The organism is Streptomyces sp. NPDC092369, from assembly GCF_044755245.1.
Lineage (GTDB): Bacteria > Actinomycetota > Actinomycetes > Streptomycetales > Streptomycetaceae > Streptomyces.
In genome coordinates this window covers 870785-892888 of record NZ_JBIVQP010000004.1, presented here as the reverse complement: position 1 = coordinate 892888, position 22104 = coordinate 870785, and the positions used below count along the sequence as shown (strand labels likewise).

At 69.9% G+C, this 22104-nt stretch carries 22 protein-coding genes and 2 pseudogenes; 11 read left to right on the top strand and 13 right to left on the bottom strand.

All coding sequences use genetic code 11. From position 1 onward, the window contains the following. Window positions 1–51: 51 nt before the first annotated feature. From ACIQI8_RS28015 to ACIQI8_RS28005, 3 genes are all read left to right on the top strand, one after another. Window positions 52–1512 (top strand): aldehyde dehydrogenase family protein, encoded by a 1461-nt coding sequence (locus ACIQI8_RS28015; protein ID WP_402355811.1) that lies wholly within the window; start codon window positions 52–54, stop codon window positions 1510–1512. After that, window positions 1512–2048, top strand: coding sequence for a hypothetical protein (locus ACIQI8_RS28010; protein ID WP_402355808.1), 537 nt, complete (start codon window positions 1512–1514; stop codon window positions 2046–2048). Before ACIQI8_RS28015 ends, ACIQI8_RS28010 begins: the two co-directional genes overlap by 1 nt. Before the next feature lie 73 nt (window positions 2049–2121). Then, window positions 2122–3846: a glycoside hydrolase family 9 protein gene (locus ACIQI8_RS28005; RefSeq protein WP_402355805.1), complete on the top strand. Its 1725-nt coding sequence runs from the start codon at window positions 2122–2124 to the stop codon at window positions 3844–3846. Between the two features lie 38 nt (window positions 3847–3884). On the opposite strand, the pseudogene ACIQI8_RS28000 reads toward ACIQI8_RS28005, so the two are convergent. Further along, window positions 3885–3983: pseudogene (locus ACIQI8_RS28000) on the bottom strand (pyridoxamine 5'-phosphate oxidase); the annotation flags it as partial. Window positions 3984–4567: 584 nt separating this feature from the next. Between ACIQI8_RS28000 and ACIQI8_RS27995 the strand changes: the two are divergent. After that, window positions 4568–4990: pseudogene (locus ACIQI8_RS27995) on the top strand (carbohydrate binding domain-containing protein); the annotation flags it as partial. A gap of 27 nt (window positions 4991–5017) precedes the next feature. On the opposite strand, the gene ACIQI8_RS27990 reads toward ACIQI8_RS27995, so the two are convergent. The 3 genes from ACIQI8_RS27990 to ACIQI8_RS27980 all read right to left on the bottom strand — a co-directional run bounded on the left by ACIQI8_RS27990 (window position 5018) and on the right by ACIQI8_RS27980 (window position 7146). Continuing rightward, window positions 5018–5500, bottom strand: a complete 483-nt coding sequence (locus tag ACIQI8_RS27990; protein ID WP_402355802.1) for a nitroreductase family deazaflavin-dependent oxidoreductase — start codon at window positions 5498–5500, stop codon at window positions 5018–5020. A gap of 115 nt (window positions 5501–5615) precedes the next feature. Continuing rightward, the gene (locus tag ACIQI8_RS27985; RefSeq protein ID WP_402355799.1) at window positions 5616–6107 is read right to left on the bottom strand and encodes a universal stress protein; all 492 of its coding nucleotides are present in this window, start codon (window positions 6105–6107) and stop codon (window positions 5616–5618) included. A gap of 352 nt (window positions 6108–6459) precedes the next feature. Further along, window positions 6460–7146 (bottom strand): DUF2848 domain-containing protein, encoded by a 687-nt coding sequence (locus ACIQI8_RS27980; RefSeq protein WP_402355796.1) that lies wholly within the window; start codon window positions 7144–7146, stop codon window positions 6460–6462. Window positions 7147–7321: 175 nt separating this feature from the next. Here ACIQI8_RS27980 and ACIQI8_RS27975 point away from each other — a divergent pair, with 175 nt between their 5' ends. From ACIQI8_RS27975 to ACIQI8_RS27965, 3 genes are read left to right on the top strand one after another with little or no spacing between them, the layout of a single operon-like run. Beyond that, window positions 7322–8686 carry an MFS transporter gene (locus ACIQI8_RS27975; RefSeq protein ID WP_402355793.1) on the top strand — a complete coding sequence of 455 codons (1365 nt, stop codon included), beginning with the start codon at window positions 7322–7324 and terminating at the stop codon, window positions 8684–8686. Between the two features lie 30 nt (window positions 8687–8716). After that, window positions 8717–9508 carry a carbon-nitrogen hydrolase family protein gene (locus ACIQI8_RS27970; protein ID WP_402355791.1) on the top strand — a complete coding sequence of 264 codons (792 nt, stop codon included), beginning with the start codon at window positions 8717–8719 and terminating at the stop codon, window positions 9506–9508. Further along, the gene (locus tag ACIQI8_RS27965) at window positions 9505–9843 is read left to right on the top strand and encodes a cupin domain-containing protein (RefSeq protein WP_402355788.1); all 339 of its coding nucleotides are present in this window, start codon (window positions 9505–9507) and stop codon (window positions 9841–9843) included. Before ACIQI8_RS27970 ends, ACIQI8_RS27965 begins: the two co-directional genes overlap by 4 nt. A gap of 39 nt (window positions 9844–9882) precedes the next feature. Here the strand turns inward: ACIQI8_RS27965 and ACIQI8_RS27960 are convergent, their stop codons facing one another. The 3 genes from ACIQI8_RS27960 to ACIQI8_RS27950 all read right to left on the bottom strand — a co-directional run bounded on the left by ACIQI8_RS27960 (window position 9883) and on the right by ACIQI8_RS27950 (window position 12264). After that, window positions 9883–10509, bottom strand: coding sequence for a GntR family transcriptional regulator (locus ACIQI8_RS27960; protein WP_402355785.1), 627 nt, complete (start codon window positions 10507–10509; stop codon window positions 9883–9885). Between the two features lie 118 nt (window positions 10510–10627). Continuing rightward, complete coding sequence (locus ACIQI8_RS27955; protein WP_402355783.1) at window positions 10628–11356, bottom strand: SDR family NAD(P)-dependent oxidoreductase; 729 nt, start codon at window positions 11354–11356, stop codon at window positions 10628–10630. An 89-nt stretch (window positions 11357–11445) separates the two neighbouring features. Beyond that, a complete protein-coding gene (locus ACIQI8_RS27950) occupies window positions 11446–12264 on the bottom strand; it encodes a tautomerase family protein (protein ID WP_402355780.1) in 819 nt (272 codons plus the stop codon). A gap of 264 nt (window positions 12265–12528) precedes the next feature. On the opposite strand from ACIQI8_RS27950, the gene ACIQI8_RS27945 reads away from it, so the two are divergent. Next, window positions 12529–13134: a TetR/AcrR family transcriptional regulator gene (locus ACIQI8_RS27945; protein WP_402355777.1), complete on the top strand. Its 606-nt coding sequence runs from the start codon at window positions 12529–12531 to the stop codon at window positions 13132–13134. 391 nt (window positions 13135–13525) lie between these two features. Here the strand turns inward: ACIQI8_RS27945 and ACIQI8_RS27940 are convergent, their stop codons facing one another. The 4 genes from ACIQI8_RS27940 to ACIQI8_RS27925 all read right to left on the bottom strand — a co-directional run bounded on the left by ACIQI8_RS27940 (window position 13526) and on the right by ACIQI8_RS27925 (window position 16911). Then, window positions 13526–14422: an arginase family protein gene (locus tag ACIQI8_RS27940; protein ID WP_402355774.1), complete on the bottom strand. Its 897-nt coding sequence runs from the start codon at window positions 14420–14422 to the stop codon at window positions 13526–13528. A 76-nt stretch (window positions 14423–14498) separates the two neighbouring features. Further along, entirely contained in the window at window positions 14499–15164 is a 666-nt protein-coding gene (locus tag ACIQI8_RS27935; protein WP_402355771.1) for a response regulator, read from the bottom strand. Beyond that, the gene (locus ACIQI8_RS27930; RefSeq protein WP_402355768.1) at window positions 15161–16372 is read right to left on the bottom strand and encodes a sensor histidine kinase; all 1212 of its coding nucleotides are present in this window, start codon (window positions 16370–16372) and stop codon (window positions 15161–15163) included. Before ACIQI8_RS27930 ends, ACIQI8_RS27935 begins: the two co-directional genes overlap by 4 nt. 2 nt (window positions 16373–16374) lie before the next feature. Then, window positions 16375–16911 (bottom strand): hypothetical protein, encoded by a 537-nt coding sequence (locus ACIQI8_RS27925; protein ID WP_402355765.1) that lies wholly within the window; start codon window positions 16909–16911, stop codon window positions 16375–16377. Window positions 16912–17137: 226 nt separating this feature from the next. Between ACIQI8_RS27925 and ACIQI8_RS27920 the strand changes: the two genes are divergently transcribed. Then, window positions 17138–18778 carry a GMC oxidoreductase gene (locus tag ACIQI8_RS27920; protein ID WP_402355762.1) on the top strand — a complete coding sequence of 547 codons (1641 nt, stop codon included), beginning with the start codon at window positions 17138–17140 and terminating at the stop codon, window positions 18776–18778. A gap of 73 nt (window positions 18779–18851) precedes the next feature. Here the strand turns inward: ACIQI8_RS27920 and ACIQI8_RS27915 are convergent, their stop codons facing one another. Both ACIQI8_RS27915 and ACIQI8_RS27910 read right to left on the bottom strand, forming a co-directional pair. Then, the gene (locus ACIQI8_RS27915; RefSeq protein WP_402355759.1) at window positions 18852–19343 is read right to left on the bottom strand and encodes a carboxymuconolactone decarboxylase family protein; all 492 of its coding nucleotides are present in this window, start codon (window positions 19341–19343) and stop codon (window positions 18852–18854) included. Between the two features lie 2 nt (window positions 19344–19345). Then, entirely contained in the window at window positions 19346–20422 is a 1077-nt protein-coding gene (locus ACIQI8_RS27910) for a dihydrodipicolinate reductase (RefSeq protein ID WP_402355756.1), read from the bottom strand. A gap of 241 nt (window positions 20423–20663) precedes the next feature. On the opposite strand from ACIQI8_RS27910, the gene ACIQI8_RS27905 reads away from it, so the two are divergent. Together ACIQI8_RS27905 and ACIQI8_RS27900 are read left to right on the top strand one after the other, a co-directional pair. After that, the gene (locus ACIQI8_RS27905) at window positions 20664–21302 is read left to right on the top strand and encodes a SigE family RNA polymerase sigma factor (protein WP_402355753.1); all 639 of its coding nucleotides are present in this window, start codon (window positions 20664–20666) and stop codon (window positions 21300–21302) included. Window positions 21303–21315: 13 nt separating this feature from the next. Continuing rightward, window positions 21316–22041 (top strand): hypothetical protein, encoded by a 726-nt coding sequence (locus ACIQI8_RS27900; RefSeq protein ID WP_402355750.1) that lies wholly within the window; start codon window positions 21316–21318, stop codon window positions 22039–22041. Window positions 22042–22104: the final 63 nt, after the last annotated feature.

Below are 22104 nucleotides of genomic sequence, written 5' to 3'. Positions count from 1 at the left end.
TACGGGGTGACACCGAAGTCTCACCGGACGCAATCCCGAATGGAGTTGAACATGGCAGAGCACAACCACTCCTGGTCGAACGCCATCTTCGTCGACGGGCAGTTCCGGCCGCCCGCCTCGGGAGGAACCCTCCCGGTCCGCGACAAGTCCTCCGACGAGGTGTTCGGCGTCGCCGGCGCCGCCGGGACAGCGGATGTCGACGCGGCCGTCGCCTCGTCGGTCACTGCACAGCGCACATGGGCGGCACTCCCCTACTCCGAGCGTGTCGCGGTCCTGCGTGGGGTCGCGACGGCCCTCGAACAGGCCGACGGATTCCGCGAGTTGATCATGCGGGAGACCGGGAGCATCGCGGGCAAGGCCGACTACGAGATCGCCTCGGCGGTCGGCGAGCTGACCGAGGCCGCCGCGCTGGCCTCGCGGCCGGTCGGCGAGGTGCTGCAGACCGGCCACGCGGGGCGCTTCTCGGTGTCCGAGCGGGTGCCGGTCGGCCTGGTCGGGGCTATCACACCGTGGAACTTCCCGCTGGTGCTGGGGATGCGGGTGATCGCACCCGCTCTCGCCCTCGGCAACACAGTCCTGCTGAAGCCGTCGCCGGAGACCCCGGTGTCCGGCGGGTTGGCGATCGCGGAACTCTTCGAGCGGGCGGGTGCACCGGCCGGCATCCTCCAGGTGCTGCCCGGCGGCGAGGGGGTCGGCCGTCGGCTGGTCGAGCACCCGGACGTGGCGATGGTCCACTTCACCGGTTCGACGACGGTCGGACGCGAGATCGCCCGCACCGCCGGGTCCCTGCTCAAGAAGACGTCGTTGGAACTGGGCGGCAACAACGCCCTACTGGTCCTGGACGACGCGGACATCGACCAGGCGGCCATGATCGGCGCGTGGTCGAGCTTCCACTACCAGGGGCAGACCTGCATCAGCGCCGGACGGCACATAGTCGACCGCGCGGTCGCCGACGCCTACCTGCGCAATCTGACCGACCGGGCGGCGGCCGTCACCGTGGGCGATCCGCTCCGGGACGGCACCGGCCTGGGTCCGATCATCAACGACGCTCAACTCAAGCGTGCGGCAGGCCTGTTGGACGAGGCGGTCGCGGGCGGTGCTCGGATCCTGACCGGGGGCACGAGCGCGGACAGGTTCTTCCGGCCCACCGTCGTCGTGGACGTCGACCCGGCCTCCGCGCTGTGGACGGAGGAGATCTTCGCGCCCATCGCACCGGTCGCGATCGTCGACGGCGTGGACAAGGCCGTCGCGCTCGCCAACGACACGCGCTACGGACTGGTCTCCTCGGTCGTCGGCACCGACGTGCACCGCGCCACGGAGGTCGCGCGCCGGCTGCACTGCGCCATGGTCCACGTCAACGACGCGACACCGCAGGACGAACCCCTCGCCCCGTTCGGCGGGATCGGCCAGTCAGGCCTCGGCGGCCGGGCGGGCGGCGACGCGAACCTGGAGGAGTTCACCGAGCGCCGGTGGCGGACGGTCAACTCCGACCCGGTGCACTATCCGTACTGATGACGTCGGTACATCACCTCATGGCGCTGCTGGGCCTGTTGGGAGCCGGCGCATGCGTGATGGGCCGGCTCACCGGGCCGGTCCGCGACTGGGCTCCGCCCGCGGTCGTCCTGGCGGTCATGGCGCTGATGGTGTGCGGAGTGGGCGGTCCGACCCTGGCGGCCGGAGCAGGGACGGTGGCCGCCCTCGCCCTGTGGACCGCGCTCGCCGGGCAGGCGGGCAGTCGCGGCACGGCTGTTGTGGACCTCGCGACGATGGCGGTCCTGACGGCGTGCGCGAGCCGGATCGGGCGCGACGGGGCACCCGGACACCGGTCCGCGATGCACATGAGCGGCGCCCCCGGGACCTACGACATCCGGCTCTTCCTGCTCCTCGTCGTCTGCTGGGCGCTGGCCCGCGCGGGTGTCCGACTCACCGCACTCGTCAGAACGTCCGGGCCCCCGCCCACCGACGGGGTGGGGGCCCAGCGCGTGGCCGCGCTGCAGGAGGGGGGCAGCGTGGCCATGGTTGTCGCGATGGCGGCGATGCTGGCGTAACCGGACCGACGGACGACACACGCGACCGGCACGAACGACACGACCGGCACGACGGAAGGGGCGGTACCCGAGGGTGCGCTCGACCCATGACTCTCCTACGATCCTCACCGCTCACCTGGGCCACAACCTCGCGGCGTCCAAGGCGGTGATCGCCGTGCTGCCGGACGGGCTCGCGCCGGGCGAGTGCCAACTCCTGGGTCCCGGCCGCATCCCACGTCTGCTCACCGCCGGACCCGTCATGACCGTCCCGGGCTGGCGGCAGGGTCCCTTCACCCGGGTTCCGCTCCCGGACGACCTGTCACCGGGGACGTACGCGGTGCGGGTCGTCGACGGCAGCGGACGCGAGTCGGTGTCGGAGCCGTTCGAGATCGCCGCCGACCGCATCCAGCGTCAGACGATGTCCGACGTGCTCGCATACTTCAGGGCGATGCGGTCCAGCGGCGAGATCGACCGCAAGGACCGGCACGCGCGGCTGTGGGGCGACGAGAGCGGGCGCGAGGTCGACGCGCGGGGCGGCTGGCTGGACGCGAGCGGCGATCCGAGCAAGTTCCTGAGCCACCTCACCTACACCCGGACCATGAGCCCGCAGCAGATCCCGCTGTGCGCATGGGCGATGGCCGTGGCCCGCGACGCGATCGCCGACCGGCACCCCGACCTGGTCCGCTCGCTCGGCACCCGGCTGCGCGATGAGGCCCTGTGGGGCGCCGACTTCCTGATGCGCTTCCGTGCGGCCGAGGGCTACTTCTACACCGGCATCTTCGACGCCCTGACCAAGCGGCTCGACGAACGGTTCGTCACGGCGCCGCTCGCGGAGTGCGTCCGTACCGACCGCTATCAGGCCGCCTACCGGCAGGGCGGGGGTCTCGCCATCGCCGCCCTCGCCCGCGCGTCCACCTTCGACGACCACGGCGACTTCACGGGACCGCAGTACCTGGAGGCGGCGCTGTCCGCCTTCACTCACCTCGAAGCCCACAACCTGGAGTACCTCGACGACGGCACGGAGTCGGTGATCGACGACTACGCGGCGCTCCTGGCCGCATGCGAACTGGTGGGGACGGGCGCTCAGTTGGGTGGCGCGGTGGGTGAGGCGGCTCGGCTACGGGCGCGGGCGCTGTGCGCCCGATATGTGCGACCGGCCGACGGCGGCCCCGGCTGGTTCCGTGCCGACATGGAAGGGCGGCCCTTCTTCCACGCGGTGGAGGCCGGTCTGCCGGTCCTCGCCCTGCTCCGGTTCGCCGCGGTCCTCCCGGACGCGCCGGAAGCTGCCCCGGCGCGCGAGGTGGCGCTGGAGGCGATGCTCGACACGCTGGCACGGACGTCCGCCGTACCGAACCCGTTCGGCTACCCGCGTCAGCGGGTCCGGCCGGCCGGTGGCAGCGACCGGGACGCCTTCTTCTTCCCGCACGCCAACGAGACCGGCTACTGGTGGCAGGGCGAGAACGCCACCATCGCCTCGCTCGCTGCGGCTGCCGCCTTCTGCGCGGACGCGGACGGCGTGTCCACGGCCGATCGGCAACGTCTGCTGGATTTCGCCGACGACCAGTTGGCGTGGATCACCGGCCGAAATCCCTTCCAGGTGTGCATGCTTCAGGGCCGCGGGCGCGGCAACGTCGACTACGAGTCGGACTTCCCGAACCTTCCAGGCGGCATCGTCAACGGCATCACCTCCGGCTGGACGGACGAGGACGACATCGCCTTCCTGCCCGCGGACGCCCCGGACGGTGAGTCGTGGCGATGGGCCGAGCAGTGGATCCCGCACACGGGCTGGTTCCTGCTCGCGGTGGCCGCGGCGCGCTGACCGGTCGTGGTGCGACGCGTCGGCGAGCGGGGGCTCTACTCCTGCCACATCCCGTCACGCATGACGACTCGCCCGCGCAGTTCCGGCTCACCGCGCCAGGCGCGCACAGTCGTCGGGACCACTCGTACATACACAAAGGGCACCCGGCGTGACTCCCCCAGGCTCTGCACCGGCTGAACCTCCGAAGCGGGCGTTGCGTAATCAACTCCACAGGGACAGCCCGATCTCTGCCACGGGACGGAAGGAGAGCACGATGCCCACACCGCCCGGGTCCCCCTCACCGAACGACCGCCCCGCGCTGGAGCCCATCCGCGTACTGCGCCCGCGCCGCACCGACGCGCTGGCCCAACTCCTCGAAGACATACGCCAGGACAAGGACTACCGCAGCCACGAGACCGCTGCCGCCGCGTCCCTCCCCCACGTCCCGGCCGGCGACGAGACAGAGGAACTCCCACCTGTCCCAGGCGGCACAACGCAGCTGCTCCCGCCTGTCCCCGGCGGTAAGACGCCCAGACTCCCCGTATCCGACGGCGACGCCCGCCCGCCGCGTCCCGTGGACCGCCCACGCCTCGGGTCCGGACAGCGCCGGGCAGCCGTGGCGATCGCGGTCGTCGCGGCAGCCGTCATCGGCTTCGGCTGCTCCCTCCTCATACCCGGCCCTACCGCCGCCACCTCGACCGCACCCTCGGCGAGCCCGAGCCCGTCGACCGCTCCGACGTCGGCCACCCCGGGCGCGGTCGAACCCCTCGACATCCTGACGAACGCCGGCTTCGAGACGGGCACCCTCTCACCGTGGCACTGCACCGGCAACCCGAGCTCGATCGTCTCCTCTCCCGTCCACTCGGGCTCCAAGGCCCTGCGGGGGAAGGTCAGTTCGCGCGACACCGCGCAGTGCGACCAGACGGTCGCGGTCCGGCCGAACACCGCCTATTCGCTCAGCGGCTGGGTCCGTGGCTCCAACGTCTACATCGGCGTGGACAACGGCCCCTCCACCTGGGTCACCTCCCCCACCCGATACAGCCCACTGACCGTCACCTTCACCACGGGCGCCTCCCAGACCAGCGCGACGATCTACGTCCACGGCTGGTACGCACAAGGCAGTTACTACGCCGACGACATCGCCCTCCACCAGCCCAGCGGCGGCAGTAGCGCCTAGAGCCTTCCGCCGCGCTCAGCCGACCTGCGCACCGTGCCCGGCGTCGGCGGGTCCATCGAGCGGGGCGAGCAGGACGATCGGGATCTCTCGGGCGGTCTTCCGCGCGTACTCGTCGTACAGCGGGAAGATCTGCACCATCCGGGGCCAGAGGGCCGCGCGTTCGGACGGCGACGCGACGCGGGCGCGTGCGGTGAACCGGCGAGTGCCGACCTGCACGCCGACGCTGGGGTCCGCCACGAGGTTCATGAACCATGCCGGGTCCTCCTCGGCGCCACCCTTGGAGGCGACGACCACGTACTCGTCGCCCGAGGTGCCGTAGATCAGGCACGTGCGGCGAGGCGTACCCGTACGGCGTCCGGTCGTGGCCAGCACGAGCGTGTGCACTCCGTTGTTCTCGTGACCTTCGGTACCGCCCGAGGCGAGATACGTGCGGGTGTGCTCGGCGACCCAGTCCCACTGCGAGTCGGTGGCGCGGTCGAGGTCCTCGGCGATGGCCATGGCGACTGTCCTTCCGGTAGGTGCGACGGTGCGGCCACGCCGGCCGCGTCCACTCCTGGGACGGAGCCGCCACGCCGGTCTCTACATCCCGCTCGGCATCCCTTTTGACGTCGATCTACTGATGATGCGGGGGCGGCGCGGGGATGCTGGAAACTCCCGGCGCGGTCTCCGGCCAGACCAGGAGCACTGGGCAGGGAGCGTGGTCGACGACGAACCTGCTGTGCGGGCCCAGGCTCTTGGGGCCAAGACGGCTGCGGTCCCCGTCGCGGGCGAGGACCAGCAACTCGGCGCCCTCGGCCGCCGCGACAACCTCGCGTTCGACGTGGCCGGAGCGTTCGACGCGCGTGCTGGGGCGGCCGAGACGCTCCGCGGCCTCTTCGAGCAGCCGGGTGGCGAAGACGCCCGCGAGTTCCTCCACCCGGGTGCCCGGATCGCGTTCGGGGTGACCGCGCCCCAGCAGGCCGGCGAACGCTCCGTGGGCGACACCCGGGACCTCGTGCCCGTTGACATGCAGGAGCACGATCTGCGATCCCTCGGGCGCGTGGGCGCGGGCGGCGTCCACGCTTGCGGGCCAGGTGCCCTCGACGATCCAGACGACGACGGTCATACGCCTCAACCTCCGGCTTGTGACTCCGGTCCGGGCAAGCATCCGATCAGATGCGACACACACCCACAAGGCAACCATCGAGCACCGGCCGGCGCCTCACACGGTGGCGGTGGTGGACTGCGCCGGCCGCGAGAGTCACTCCGCACCAGCTTTGGGCCGGCGCGATGCGGCCTTCACCGGCCCGCACCCGGCCGCCGCGTCCAGAGGATGGGGGCAGGGGGCTGACGTGCATGTTCTTCGCTCTCCGGCGCCGAAGGATCCGAACGCGCCCCTGTCCAGTACTCGGGCGGCGTCGAGCGGCCACCAGTGACACCGCGTCATGCCCTTCGGCTGAGGAGCGCGCTCAGGTGCGTCAGCCGATCGGCTCCGGCATCGGTCGGACGTCGTAGGCGAGGGTGATGGTGTCGCCTGCCGACGGGTCGGCCAGTTCGACGCGCCAGCCGTCGGCGAACTGGTCGACGCCGGGTGCCATGGGGATGGTGCCGGAGATCAGGACCGTGCCGGGGGTGAGGTCGCCGCGGGAGCGCAGGACGTCGACCCAGTAGGCGGGGGTGAGGAGTTCGGCGAGGGTGCCGGTCTGGATCTCGGTCTCGATGCCGGCGTGGCTGACCCAGGCGCGCAGGGTGAGTTCGTCGATGCGGGATTGCACGTCGGCCAGGCGCCAGGCGCGGCGGGCGAGGACGTCGGGGCCGGCGTTCTTGCTCCACGCCACCCCGTGCACCTCCAGGTCGCGGTCGGTGTGGTCGCAGGCGGCCGTCAGGAGGAGTTCGCCGTCGTCCGCGACGACCAGCGCCCACTCGGCCTCGCCGGAGGTGCGGCCGTGCTGGACGGCGACGCGCTCGGTCTGCTGGGCGAGGTACGGGGAGACGGGGTAGAGCGCCGGCGTCACGGCCGGGCCCGGCACGCCCAGCTCGGCGAGCTCTTTGACGTGCGCGGCGACGTCGTCCTGGCTGCGTCCGGCATACCCGGCGTTGAGGACCTGGACGACGTCGACCTCACGCGTCGATCCGTCGGGCAGTTCGAAGGTCAGCAGGGCCATGAGGGCACTCCCAGGGATCGGGGAACGGTGAACGGAGATTCGGGTTCAGGGATCGGGGAAGGCGTCCGCGGATTCTGATTTCTCCACGGTTAACTTCCGGCGCAGGGCTTGCGCATACGACCTGTATACAAGAAGTATGCCGGAAGGTCGATGTTCCCGAGCAAGGATGGGCCCCATGCACGACACCCCGAAGAGCGACGCCGGGGCCGCGGAGAAGCGCTCCGGCGTCGGCCGCGCCTTCGTCGCGAGCCTCACCGGCACGGCCCTGGAGTGGTACGACTTCGCCGTCTACTCCGCCGCGGCCGCGCTGGTCTTCGGCGATCTCTTCTTCCCGTCGGAGGACCCGCTCACCGGCACGCTCCTGGCGTTCTCCACCTACGCGGTCGGCTACCTCTCCCGTCCCCTCGGCGGCTTCGTCTTCGGCCGCCTCGGCGATGTGATCGGCCGCAAGAAGGTGCTGATCGCCACCCTCGTACTGATCGGCGTGGCAACCTTCCTGATCGGCCTGCTGCCCGCCTACGGCACGATCGGCGTCGCCGCGCCGATCGCCCTGGTCGTGCTCCGCTTCGCCCAGGGCGTCGGCGTGGGCGGCGAGTGGGGCGGCGCGGTGCTGCTGTCCAGCGAGTTCGGCGACTCCCGCCGCCGGGGCTTCTACGCCTCCGCCGCACAGGTCGGCCCGCCCGCGGGCAACCTGCTCGCCAACGGTGTGCTGGCCGCCCTCGGCGCGCTGCTGACCGAAGCGCAGTTCGAGTCGTGGGGCTGGCGGGTGGCGTTCCTGCTGTCCGGCGTGCTGGTCGGCTTCGGCCTGTGGATCCGGGCCAAGCTGGAGGAGACACCGGTCTTCAAGGCGATGGAGGCCGAGCAGTCCCGGCCCGAGGCCCCCGTACGCGAGGTCTTCACCACCCAGCCCCGCGCCCTGACCGCCGCGATCCTGTGCCGGGTCGGCCCCGACGTGCTGTACGCGATGTTCACTGTCTTCGTGCTGACCTACGCCACCCAGGAACTCGACATGTCGCGCGGCTCCGCCCTCGCGGCCGTCCTCATCGGCTCCTCCGTCCAGGTCTTCCTGATGCCCCTGGCCGGCGCGCTCTCCGACCGCGTCAACAGGCGCCTCCTGTACGGCATTTCAGCAGTGGCAGCCGCGATATGGCCGTTCGTCTTCTTCCCGATGGCCGCCGGCGGCTCCTGGCTGCCGCTCGCCGCCGGGGTCCTGGTCGCCCTGGTGATCCACTGCTGTCTCTACGGACCCCAGGCCGCCTTCATCGCCGAGCAGTTCTCGCCCCGGCTGCGCTACACCGGTTCCTCGCTGGCCTACACCCTGGCCGGGATCATCGGCGGCGCCATCGCTCCCCTGCTGTTCACCACCCTGCTGAGCGCCTACGACAGCTGGGTCCCGCTGGCCCTGTACATCGCCCTCGCCTCCGCGATCTCGCTGGTCGGCGTCCTGCTGGGCCGCAACCCCGAGGCCGCCGTCGAGGAGGACGCACAACTCGCCGCGCCGAAGGCCCCGGCCGCGGCGGACCTGCCCCTGTCACGCTGACAACGTCCCCGGACAAGGAGAGATCACCCCATGCGGATCGCCCTCAGCCAACTCACCACCGGCCCCGATCCCGAGAAGAACCTGCGCCTCGTCGAGGAGTGGACCCGTCGCGCCGCCGACGCCGGAGCCCGCGTCGTGGTCTTCCCCGAGGCGACGATGGCCTGCTTCGGCACACCGCTGGCCCCGCTCGCCGAGCCCCTCGACGGACCCTGGGCCGACGGGATCCGCGAGATCGCCCGGACCACCGGCACGGTCGTCGTCGCCGGCATGTTCACCCCGGCCGACGAGGGTCGGGTGACCAACACCCTGCTGGCGGCCGGAGACGGCGTCGAGGAGTCGTACGACAAGATCCACCTCTACGACGCCTTCGGCTTCCGCGAGTCCGAGACCGTCGCCCCGGGCTCCCGCACCGCCGTGATCGACGTGGACGGCGTCAGGCTCGGCCTGGCCACCTGCTACGACGTCCGCTTTCCGGAACTGTTCCGGGCGCATGCCGACGCCGGGGCCATGGGCACACTCCTGGCGGCCTCCTGGGGCGCGGGCCCCGGCAAGCTCGACCAGTGGGAGCTGCTGGTACGGGCCCGTGCGCTGGACGCCACCGTCTGGGTCGCCGCCGTCGGCCAGGCCGATCCCGGCACCCCTCCCGGCCCCGCGCCGACCGGCATCGGGCACAGCCTGGTGGTCGGACCCGACGGGACCGTACGCGCCTCCCTCGGCGCCGAGCCCGAACTGCTGGTGACGGACCTGGACATCGACGAGGTCGGCGCGGTCCGCGAGAAGACGTCCGTACTGGCGAACCGGCGGCCGGAGATGTGGCGATGAGCGGGCCCGAGCTGGAGTTCTTTCGGCCCAGGGGACCTTGGCGGGCCCCGACGGGCGCCGGGCCCGGCATCGAGGAGTGCGTGCTGGCCGAGGATCCCGACAGCGGCCGGCGCACCGCGCTCGTGCGATGGGCGCCGAGCACGGACACCTCGGCCGCGGGCGTGGCCCGGCATGACGTATGGGAGGAGGTCTACCTGGTCGAGGGCGCGATGTACGACCTGACACTGGACCGTACCTTCACGGCGGGCATGTACGCCTGCCGCCCTCCGGGCATGCCGCACGGTCCGTGGAGCACGTCGGAGGGCGTGACGATGCTCGTGATCACCTATCCCTGACCGCGTCGGGCACGGGGGGCGTCCCTCGGCGGCGGGGTCTCAGCCGTCGAGGAGCACCTTGAGGGTCGACTCCAGGTGATGGTCGATGGCCGCGCACGCGGCCGGCGCGTCACCGGCGGCGAGGGCGTCCACGATGGCCTCGTGCTCGTCGAGCACCGCCTTCTGCCGTCCCTGCTGGTTGAAGACGGCGACCACGCCGGCGCGGACCTGCCGACTGCGCAGGCCGTCGTAGTGCCGGTCCAGCAGGGTGTTGCCGACGGCCGACACGAGGGACGCGTGGAAGCGGTGGTCCACGGCGATGAACTCCCGGGTCTCCTCGGCGCCGGTCAGCTCGCGCTGCCGTTCCAACAGGGAGCGGAGTTCGTCCAGAGGCACCCGCTGGGCCGCGACGAGCCGCTCGGCGGCGTACCGTTCGACGACACCCCGCAGCTCCATCAACTCGCGCACCTCACGCCCGGTCAGGGGTGCGACCCGGGCGCCGCGCTTGGGCACGAGCTCGACCAGGTCCTCCGCGGCGAGCAGCAGCAGCGCCTCCCGGATGGGGGTGCGGGAGACCCCGATACGATCGGCGAGTTCCTGCTCCGACAGGAAGGCCCCCTGCATCTCGGGGTCCGTCAACACCGTGTCCTTGAGATACGCGTAGGCCTTCTCCCGACCGGACGCCACCGCAACCCCCAGACATCGCATACAGTTTGTATACAGACGCTATCATGCGAGACCTCGCGGAGTGGATCTCAGTCCGGATCGATCCCTCCACCGGGCCGGCCGGTCAGCCGCGCACAGGTCAGACCGCGCTGCGGCCGGCGTCTACAGCCAGCAGGGAACCGGTGACATACGAGGAGCGGTCCGAGGCGAGAAACGCGATCGTCTCGGCGATCTCCGCCGCCTCGGCGGCGCGGCCGAACAGCGTGGTGCGGCCAAGCGTGGCGATCACCTCGGGATCGGCGGCAGTGAGAGTGGGGCCAGGGGAGACGGTGTTCACCCGCACGCCCGCCGGACTGAACTCTGCAGCCCAGGACCGCGTCAGCGCGGCAAGCGCGGCCTTGGTGGCACTGTAGGCGGCGGAGCCGTGCAGGCCGATCTGACCGCCTACGCTGCCGACATTGACCACACTGCCCGTACCGCGCGCGGCCATCCTCGGCGCAAGGGCGGCGGTCAGGAAGTACGCGGCGCGCACGTTCGCGGCGAACATCTCCTCGAAGACGGCGGGTTCCAATGCGCCACTCGGCCCGAACCATGCGAACCCCCCGTTGTTCACCAGGACCTGAGCTTCGGCGGCGGCCTCGGCGAGAGCGCCGAGAGCGTCGAGGTCGACCAGGTCCGCAGCGAAGAACCGGGCGGAGCCACCGGCCTTCTCGACCTGCTCGACGACCTCGGCGCCGCGCTGCGCGTCCCGGCCGTGCACCAGGACCTCGAACCCGTCGGCGGCAAGCCTGACCGCCGTGGCACGTCCGATGCCGCTGGTGGCGCCGGTGACCAGCGCAAGCGGTGCGGGGGGTACGGACTCTTTCATCGAGGACTCCTCAGCAGTCTTGCGGGATATTTCGTCTACGAACTCGAAGCGCATGGCACAGATCCGCCTGCCTGTTGGCGTGAGGACGGCTAGCCGCCGACCCGGGCCGTGTCGGCGTAGAGCCGGGTGCGGACGACACGACCGCTGGCGACCTCGAACAGCCAGAGGTTGTGGAACACCACGGGAACGCCGGTCGCCTTGGGGACCGCCGTATTGGTCAACTGGACCGCGAAGTGCCCTTGGCCCTCGATCACCTGGTCGACTTCACTGCTGAACGAGTCCCACACTTCCGCCCCACCCGGGGTCTTCGCGAAGAACTCCTCGAATGCCTGGCGCCCGGTGTAGTCGCCGCCATAGGGCAGTGACTCGGGTAGCGACATGACGAAGTCCTCCCGCAGCATCGGCAGAATGCGGTTGCTGTCACGGCGTGCGAACAGTTCCGTGATCGCGTAGGCCATCTCGTTCTTGGTGTATTCCTGCCGCGAGCCGGGATGGTCGGCCGCGGCGTCGAGAGCCTCTACCGCGACCACGTCGGTCCCGATGACGCCGTCGGCAAAGGAGAAGTTCTCCGGCGGGGTGAGCGTCATCATGACGAAGACGTCCGCCGGCCTGATGCCCGGATCGAGGTCGAGCAGGTGCACAAGCGCCGTGTAGAAGCGACGTTTGGCCTGCGGGCCACGCTCAAGACCGTCCGTGATCCGGACAACGGTCCAGTCGTCCGAACGAGGACCACCCCGGAACTCGCGGGGGAAGACCATCGCGTCCCGCTCGAACTCGTGGATGAGCTGGAAGTCGTCCTCGGGCTTCATGTCGAGCTCGGAGACCAACGCGTCGTGAACCGCTCGGGAAACCGCGTGAAGGTACTGGGGTGACTTGCCCCGCACCAGTGAAATATCGACAAACGGCATGATCCATCCCCTTCCGGGACCTGGTCGGGCCGACCCGACAGCCGACCTCAACGACGTGACGATACTATGTCGTGCGGCATACCTAGTGAGTCAGGCAGCGGCAAAATTACGTAGCGTGCGACGTGTGATGCTCTCGATCACGCCAGTCAGGACGAGCGGTGACCGCGTATTATGTACGTTGAGCGGCTTACTACACGCGTCTGCCACCTCCACCGCGAGATATGTAAGCTGTCATACCTTTTACGGCTACGGGATGGCACAGTGATGGGGCAACGGTCCGACGCGAAGCAGAAGATGGTCCAGGCGGCCAAGCAGCTCATCCGACAACGCGGCTACAACGCGACCGCCTTCTCCGACGTGCTCAAGCTCAGCGGCGCTCCGCGCGGCTCGGTCTACTTCCACTTCCCGGGAGGCAAAACGGAACTGGCGATCGAGGCGGCCGCGGCACACGCGCACGAGCAAGTGAAGACGATCGACCGCGCAGCCGAGCAGGCCGACAGCGCGGCACGGCTCGTCGAGATCTATGTGGACCTCGGAAGAAAAGGCATGGTGGCCAGCGATTACACACGCGGCTGTGGGATCGCCCCGCTGGTGACCGAAGGCGCCGCCCAGGACTCGGACGACGTGGCCGAGGCGAGCCGCCAGTCGTTCGCCGAGATGACCGATCGGCTCACCTACCATTTCGTCGCGTTCGGCCTTGAGCGGCCGACGGCGCGCACCCTCGCCAACGCCGTGATCGCGGGCGTGGAGGGAGCAATGGTCACCGCCCGCGCGCAGCGTGACCCGGCCCCCTACGACGCTGTACACATCGCGCTGAGCCACTACGCGGCGAGCGTCTCACCCAAGAGTTCCGGCCGTCAGGGCGGGTAGGAAACGACGTGCCGCGGTGAGCGAGGCGACTGGACCCGAAGTGAGCATCGACGCGTGACGCACATTCCGCGGCCCCGGGGCGATCGAAGCACCCGGGGCCACGTCTGCGCGTTGTGGGAATGAAGGGCGGTCGCCTACGCGGCGATGTGCTCTGCGGGGCTTCAGCCGGACGATCGTCCCCGCAGGCTATAGGTGAGGCCCGGGGACACTGTCCCCTTCATTCCCACGTTCCTTCCAACCGCATGGCCCTGTCATACATTCCCCGGCGCCGGGATCTCTCCGCGCAGCGAGTGTTCGGTCAACGACCGTGTGGCGCCGGCGTCTCGCCGACACGGGCATCGGGGCTGGGCGCGTGCAGGGTCGCGCGCGTGGGGGCCGCGTCTGCTCGTGGTCAGGGGCCGGTGAAGGCTGTCTGGACGATGTCGGCGAGGAGGGCCGCGCAGGAGCCGTCGGGGTCGAGATCGGGGTCGTAGATGGTGAGGTTGAAGCCGACGCACCGCTGCGACCGCACCAAGGTCCGCAGCAGCGGGGCCAGTTCGTCGGGCAGGAGGCCCTCGGGGTCGGGGCTGTCGACGGCGGGCATGACGGACGGATCGAGGACGTCCGCGTCGAGGTGCACCCAGAAACCATCGGTCACGGGCACTTCGAGGGTCTGCACAACCGCGCGCGCCAGCTCCTCGGCGCCCCATTCCCTGATCTCCCCCACCGTCGCGTTCATGATCTTCAGCTCAGTGAGTTCGGCGCGCTCGTCGTCGTAGTCCCGGATTCCGAGGACGCGTACGTCCTCGTCCCTCAGGTACGGCTGGAGCCCTTCGAGGTCCGTCAGGTCCCGCTGGCCACGGCCGGTCGCGAGGGCCAGCTCCTCGCCGCCCGCGGCGCCGACGCGGTCGGAGTTGCCGGGGTGGCGGAAGTCCGCGGATCCGTCGATGACCGCGAGTCCGTACCGGCCGATGCGGCGCAGGGCGAGCGAGGCGCCGAGCTGGATGGAGCAGTCGCCGCCCAGGACGATCGGGAAGTCCCCTGCCCGGACGTGGTGTTCGATGCGGTCGGCGAGCTTGCGGGTGTACGTGGCGATCGCCCCGGCGTTGAACACACCGTCGCCCTCGCTCCAGTCACCTCGGTCGTAGCGGGGCGGCACGACCACTCCGCCCTCGTACGCCCCCAGCCGCTGCACCAGGCGCTGCTCACGCAGCGCGCCCGCGAGTTTGTAGCAGCCCGGCACGCTGCCTTCGGTGGGTGGCCGCAGGCCGAGGTTGGACGGGGCGTCGATCACAACGAGACGTGGCATCCCGCCATTCTGGCGACGCGAGGGCGCACGGACCATGGCGTTTTGCTCCCGGCGGGATTCAGCACCGCCCGACCGCTCAGGTCAGGCCCGCCGCGATGGCTCGGCGGACCGCGTCGGCCCGGTCGCGGATGTCGGCCTTGGCGAACAGGTTGTTGATGTGGGTCTTGACCGTGGCCTCGCTGATGAAGAGCTTCTCGGCGATGGCCCGGTTCGGCAGGCCCTGGCCGATGAGGGCGAGGACTTCGCGCTCGCGGGGAGTGAGGTCCTTCGGGAGGGAGTGTTCGGGGGCCGGTGGGCGGGTGCGGACGGTGGCCAGGAGGCGGTCCTGGACCTCGCGGTCGAGTACGGACTGGCCCGCGGCGGCGGCCCTGATCGCGCGGATGATGTCCTGGCGGCCCGCGTTCTTCGTCAGATAGCCGCGGGCTCCGGCGCCGAGGGCGGCCAGGATGGAGTCGTCGTCGGCGAACGTCGTCAGCACCACGACCGCGACCTGCGGATGTTCCTCGCTCAGCCGGCGGGTCGTCTCGATGCCGTCCATCACGGGCATCCGCAGGTCCATCAGCACGACGTCCACCGGTGCGCCGGCCACGGCGGTGAGCACCTCGGTGCCGTCCGCCGCGGCCGCGACGACCTCGATGTCCTCGGACATGCCCAGTACCGCGGCCAGGGGTTCGCGGACGGCGGCCTGGTCGTCGGCGACGACGACCCTCAACGGCTGCGGTTTCTTGGTCGGTTCGCTCATCCCGGGATCACTGCCTCCACCTGCCAGCCGCCCTGTTCCGGTCCTTCGACGACCGGGCCCGCGGTGATGATGCCGCCCAGCAGGGCGACGCGTTCACGCATGCCGATCAGTCCCATTCCGCTGCCGATGCCCGCGGCCGCCTCACGGGTCGCGGGTCCGTTGTGGATCACCAGTGTGCTCGACGCGGCGTCGAACGTCAGCTCCACCCCCACGGTGGCGCCCGGGGCGTGCCGGGCCGCGTTGGTCAGTGCCTCCTGGGCGATCCGCAGCAGGTTCTGGGTGACCGGTGCGGGCAGCTCGCGGACGGTCCCGGTGACGGTGAGGACGTCACGGTGGCCGGAGGACTCGATCATCGCCGTCAGGCTCTCCAGCAGCGGCAGGGAGTCCTCGCGCAGCGCGTGCACGGTCCACTGGGCCTGCTTCAGGCTCTCCCGGACCATGCTGTGCGCCTTGCCGTTGGCCTCGCGGACCTTCTCCAGGTCACCCGTGTCGATCAGGGCGTCCGCCAGCTCCAGTTGCATGTTGATGCCGGCGAGTGAGTGCGCCAGCACGTCGTGGACGTCCCGGGCGATGCGGCCGCGCTCGGTGAGTACGGCGGTTCGGGCCTCGGCGCGGGCGGCCCGCTCGGCGGACTCGGCGGACTCGATCATCGCCTCCACGGCGCGTTGCCTGCTGCGGCTGAGGATCCCGGCCACCACCGGCAGACCGGTGGTGGCCCCGAGTGTCCAGGCCACCGACCGGTGGCCCGGGCCGAGCTCGAAGTACAGGACGGCGCCGCACAGCAGACTGGACAGGGCCGCCAGCGAGAGAGCCTGCGCGAGGGGCAGGCGGTAGCCGATGTGCCCGACGAGGAAGTACGCGAACAGATAGCTGGAGCCGCTGCTGCTCACTCCGACCAGCGCGGCGGCGGCCACGACGCCCACGGTCAGCCAGACGAAGGCGACCCGCGGCGGGAACTTCGCCTCGGGCAGATGCCGGGCCGACAGGGCGACGCAGTTGACCGCGAGCAGGACCGCGACGGCCAGTCCGCGGCCGCTGAAACCGACCGGCCGCACGGTCGCGATCGAGATGACGACGACCGCCAGCGTGATGGCCGCGTGCATGCGCGGGTCCTGGCGTGGCACGACCCGCGGGCCGGGCTCCCTGTCGGGAGTCGGCCCGGGGGCGGGGGCACTCTCGGGTGCGGACACGGCGCGACCATAACCCACGGTCAGGCGGTGTGGTCGAGGACCGGCGCGGGGCGGGTGCCGGAGGGGACCCCGCGTTCGACCATGCGGCTGCGGACGAAGATCGTGGCCAGGCGGGTGACCACCTCGGTGAGGGCCATCAGGACGAACGCGGCGACCCACGCCTGCTCGGTGGTGATGTGGTGGGTGAGGCTGAACTGGGCGATGTTGTCGGCGCCGCCGTGGTCGCTCCACACCTGGAATCCCATGCGGGCGCCCATGCCCAGCACCCACAGAATCGCCGAGACCGCGCCCGCCTTGATGAACAGGTGTCCGCCGGTGGTGCGGATCCGGGTGTATACACCGCCCGCGATGCCGAGGGCCGCGCCGACGGCGATCAATGTGCCGATCAGTACGAGGTCGTTGCCGGCGGTGGGCACGGTGTGCAGGTACTGGGAGGCCACGAAGGCCACGATCCCGAGGGGGATCAGATACGTCTTGAGGTCCAGACGGCCTTCTCGCAGCTGGCGGAAGACGACGAGGAGGAGGGCGATGTCGGTGATCCAGTCGGTTGTTGTCATGCCCTCAAGCGTGCTGTCGCCGGTCCTCTCGCACCTGGACCCATGGGTGGAAGTACGGGTGGAGACGGAGATCCACCGCCACGTCTCCTGAGAGCGGTGTGTTGTCGGTCAATTCCTGATGCGAGTAACCGGGGAATAACACGTAAGTTACCGATAGGTTTCTCGTGACTTGTTTACCAAATATCAGTAGAACCAGTTTCCTTTGTGTGAGAGGAAAGGGATCTACATGGACTCCAGATCAGGCGACAACCTGCAAGGAAGAGGTATTTCCAGGCGTCGCCTCATTGGTGGAACAGGTTCTATTTTTGGCGCTGTGGCGCTGGGTGCATTTGACCTTCCCACCGCGGCCGCGGTCTCTCAGGCGTCGGCTGTGATCGAGCCCGGCGCGCAGGTGGCCGCCCTCGTGATCGGCAGCGGATACGGCGGGTCGGTCACCGCGCTCCGGCTCGCCCAGGCCGGCGTGGACGTGCACATGGTGGAGATGGGCATGGCCTGGGACACCCCGGGCACCGACGGCAAGATCTTCGCCAACACCGCCTCCCCCGACTACCGCTCCTACTGGCTGCGCACCCGGACCAAGCAGCCCCTGAGCAACTTCCTCGGCTTCCCGCTCGACAAGGACGTGCCGAAGTACACGGGCATCCTCGACGCCGAGGAATTCGGCGGCATCGTGGTCTACCAGGGACGCGGCGTCGGCGGCGGCTCCCTGGTCAACGGCGGTATGGCGGTGACACCCGAGAGGAGCCGCTTCCCGGGCGTCCTTCCGTCGGTCGACGCGGACGAGATGTACGACGTGTACTACCCCCGGGCCAACAGCAACCTCGGCGTCGGCACCATCGACCCAGCCTGGTTCGAGACGGCGGACGCCTACCAGTTCTCGCGCGTGGGCCGCAAACAGGCCCAACGGTCCGGCTTCAGCTTCACGTTCGTCCCCAACGTCTACGACTGGAACTACATGAAGCAGGAGGCGGCGGGGACGGTGCCCAAGTCGGCCCTGGCCGCCGAGATCCTGTACGGCAACAACTACGGCAAGAAGTCCCTGCAGAAGACCTACCTCGCGCAGGCCCGCGCGACCGGCCGGGTCACCATCTCACCGCTGCACAGGGTCACCACGGTCACTCCCGCCACCGGCGGCTACACCGTGACCATCGAACAACTCGACACGACCGGAAGCGTCACCACCACCAAGACCGTGACGGCACAACGGGTGTTCTTCGCCGCGGGCAGCGTCGGCACCAGCAAACTGCTGGTCCGCCTCAAGGCGACGGGCGCGCTCCCCGCCCTCAACAGCGAGATCGGCACCGGCTGGGGCGAGAACGGCAACGTCATGTGCGGCCGGGCCAACCACCTGTGGGACCCGACCGGAGCGCTCCAGTCGTCCATCCCGACCGCGGGCATCGACAACTGGGTGGCGGGCGGGGCGTTCGCCGAGGTGGCGCCGCTGCCGACCGGCATCGAGACCTGGGCCTCGTTCTACCTGTCCATCACGAAGAACCCGAACCGCGGTCGGTTCACCTGGAACGCGGCGACGGGAAAGGTGGAACTGGACTGGCAGACGGCGTGGAAGCAGCCGTCGATCACCATGGCCAAATCGATCTTCGACAAGATCAACGCCACCGAGGGCACCATCTACCGCACCGACCTCTTCGGCGTCTACAAGATCTGGGGCGACGGCCTCACGTACCACCCGCTCGGCGGTGCCGTCCTCAACAAGGCCACCGACAACTACGGCCGCCTGCGCGGCTATTCGGGTCTGTACGTGGTGGACGGCGCGCTGATTCCCGGCAACACCAGCGTCAACCCGTTCGTCACCATCACCGCGCTCGCGGAACGCAACATCGAGAAGGTCATCGCTGAGGACCTCTGAGCGGACGGAGGATCCCTGACCGGACAACTGTGGGCCGTGGCCAACGCCCCGGCCCGCAGCCCGAGTTGCGGTGTCAGGAACTCTGTGCCGACGGCAGGACGCACACGCTGTCGAGCCCCAGCACGTGGTTGAGGCGGCCGAACGCCAGCCATGAGCCGATGCTCATGCTCAACTCCACGATCTCGGCCTGGGTGTAGTGCGCCTTCATCCGGTCCCAGAACTCGTCGTCGAGGTTCAGGTGGTCGACCGCGTACCGCTCCGCGTACTCGGCGGCGAGCCGGGTCCGTTCGTCGAAGGCGTCCGTCGTACGCCACTGCGCGACCGCGTCCAGGAACCCGGCGTCGACCTTCTCCTCGCCCTCGCGTTCGGTCCGCCAGTCCAGGCAGAACAGGCAGCCGTTGATCTGTGCGATGCGCAGTCGGGCGGCCTCGAACTCGCGCAGTCCCAGGGTCGAGTACTCATAGACGGACATGGAGAAGACGCTGGCCGCGTGACCGATCCTGGGGACCATGTCGCCCCAGACGTACGGGATGGGCTCGGCGCCCTCGGGGATGTCGATCCGCATGATCACTTCTTTCCCAGTCTGCCCACCGCGGGGCGCAGCGGGACGTCGAGTGCGTCGAAGAGACCCGGTTCGGCCTCGACGAGCCAGTCGATGGCGTTCACCAGCCGGCCGGCCGCCGTCGCGTTGCCGCCCGCGGCCCTGTTGTCTCCCTCGTCCGTGGCTTCGACGGTGACCTCTATGCGGGGGCGCCCTTCGATGATCACGCGGTGCGCGCCCGCCCCGCCGTCCGGCGCCACCGGCCAGTCCGGGGCGCAGGAGGCGTGGATACGGGTGACGTGCTCGACGACGAGGCGGGGCTCGCCCCCGACCATGCCCAGCACCTCGACACGTATCGCTCCCTGGGTGCCTGCCGCGAACTCCCCCATGGTGTCGGTGACGACGGTCGATTCGAGGGGGCGGCGCTCCAACGTCTCCTCGATGCCGTCCAGTTCGACGCCCAGCGCGCGGGCCATCATCCGCAACTGTCCGCCCCAGATCATGGTCGGAATGGTCTCGACGAGCATCAACGGCTGGTAGTCCAGCGGATGTCCCATACCGATCAGGTCGCGGACCGATTCCTCCTGGTCGTACGTCGAGTAGTCGAAGATCTCCTGGCAGCGGACGGCGTCGATCTCGGAGCCGAGCCCGCTGACCAGCAGCGGGAGCACGTCGTTGGCCCACCCTGGGTCGACGCCCGACACGAACAGCGAGCCGCCTCCGGCCGTTGCCGCCTGCACCAGAACGTCGCGGATCTCGTCCGGTGCGTTCGTGCAGTCGTACATGCCGTACAAGGACGGTGTGACGACCACCGCTCCGGCGCGGAGCGCGCGGCCGATGTCCTCGATCGCGCCGTCGAGGCGGACGTCACCGGAGGCCGCGTACACGAGCGCGCGAGGGCGCGTGGCGAGGACCGCGTCCACGTCGTCCGTCGCCGCTACCCCCAGTCGCCGGTCCAGTCCGCCGAGTTCGCCCGCGTCCCTGCCGACCTTGGCGGGATTCGACACCAGCACGGCCACAAGGCTGAGCATCGGGTGTGCCGCGACGGCTCTGATGGCCGCGCGTCCGACGTTGCCTGTGCCCCAAACCACCGTGGGAATCATGGCCGGAGGGTAACGATGCACCCCAAAACTTCCCATAGCCGTGCACGAGGAATCGGGGCCAAGTGCCCGCCGTGTCAGCGAGGTTCGGGGGCGGGGTCGGCAGTGGGGAGGAGACGACGACGATCAGGATGCGACGCGGCATGCAACCACCGCGCCTTTTCGAGGGTGTTACTGACAGGACTACGCGCTCCACGACCAGAGCGCCGAACAGTGAATGAAACGGGGAAGACGGGGTGTGCGCATGATCAGCCCTCGTACGCCTGCCATCTCTGGAAGAGAGGCGGCGTGGAGATCGGACCAGGAGGCGGACGACAGCAGCGGCCCGGACCGGGAGGCGGAGCCGTCCGGGCGCGACCTCCCGGACCTCACGGACTTCGAGACCTACGCGGCCGTCCGCTGGCGGCGGATGCTGCGTATCGCCTACCTGCTGACCAACGGCGACCACCACGAGGCGGAGGACCTCGTCCAGACCACTCTCGCCAAGGTGTACCTGCGCTGGAACCACGTACGCACCCTCGACGCACCCGACCAGTACGTCCGCCGGGCGCTGATCAACAACAACACCACGCGGCAGCGCAGGCGACGGGTCGTACAACTCCTCACGCCCCACCTGACCGAGCCACGGACACCGGCGGGTGAGATGAGCATGCACGACACCTATGCCGACCGCTCCGAGCTCTTCGACGCGCTCGCCACCCTCCCGCCCCGCCAACGCGCGGTCGTCGTGCTGCGCTACTGGGAGTGTCTGAGCGAGCAGGAGACGGCGCAGATCCTCAACTGCTCCGTGGGCAACGTGAAGAGTCAGGCCAGTCGCGCCCTGAAGAAACTGCGCGACTGCGCGGCCCTGTCCGACTACGCCGCCGCCGCGGCCCAAGGGTGAAAGGGGACCCCCGATGACGACCGACATGTCACCCCAGCCACCGGTACCCGAACTGTGGCAGGCACTGGACGACGCCGCGCAGGACTTCGCCGTCCCGGCGTTTGCGCACGACCGGATCATCCACCGCAGCAAGGTCATCAGACGACGCCGCAGACTGGCGGCCGCCACCCTCAGCGCGGCACTGCTGGTACCCGTCGGAATCGAAGCCGTGTCGCTGTCCGAGCCCGACGCCTCGCACATCGTCACCAGCCCCCGTCCCACCCCCTCGCGCTCCCCTTCCCCGCACCACACGGCGAACCGTGACTCGGAGGTGCGGATCGTCCGTCCCGGGGAACGGATCCAGGCCGGCCTCGGCGTCTGGTATCTGCTCAAACCGACCGAGATGTGCGACGGGCAGGCCGGCGACGAGAAACCCATCTGCGTCGGCGACCTCGATGTCAATCAACCCGGCGCCATCCCGGTGACCGCGAACTGGCACCCCCTCCCCCAGGGCGTGGTCTACATCCTCGCCTACACGGGCAAAATTCCCGCGACCCGGATCACCATGACGGAACACGGCCTGACCACCGTGCTCCCCATCGTTCGCCTGCCCGGACGGCCCGCCTTCGTGACCACGTACGCCGTCAGCGCCCCCCAGGACCCCGCCCAACACAACCAGAGCCCCAGGAAGCTGGTCGGACCCGTCTTCAACGTGTACGGCGCCCACGGCAAGCAACTGGCGAGCGTGGGCCCCTGGTGACTCGTGCCGGTGCTGACGGACCGCCGCTGATTTGCGGGAACGGCAACAAAAGTGGTCCAGCGA